Below are 255 nucleotides of genomic sequence, written 5' to 3' on the forward strand. Positions count from 1 at the left end.
GATACGGCGAGGCACCGCTCGCCAGCGCACCCGCCAGGTTGTTCCCCGCCAGCGCCGTCAGCGCACCCGTCACCGCCTGCGCCGCCTTCTGCAAATCGCTGCCCGTGCCGTACTGCCGCATCGCGTTGTCATACGCCCGCTGCAACACGTCCGCCTCGCGGAACGGTTTGCCGCCCTGCTCAAGCTGCTCCCGGGCCTGCGCCTGCGCCGCCGGGTCTTTCTGCGCCTTCAGCCCGGCGATCTCGCCCTGCGTGC

1 pseudogene is annotated in these 255 nt (G+C 71.8%); it reads right to left on the minus strand.

Annotated elements, in window-relative coordinates:
* A pseudogene (locus tag M6G53_RS25765) lies at window positions 1-255 on the minus strand (VENN motif pre-toxin domain-containing protein); the annotation flags it as partial.

Origin of the sequence: Serratia nevei (assembly GCF_024160145.1) — a bacterium.
Classification (GTDB): Bacteria; Pseudomonadota; Gammaproteobacteria; order Enterobacterales; family Enterobacteriaceae; genus Serratia; species Serratia nevei_A.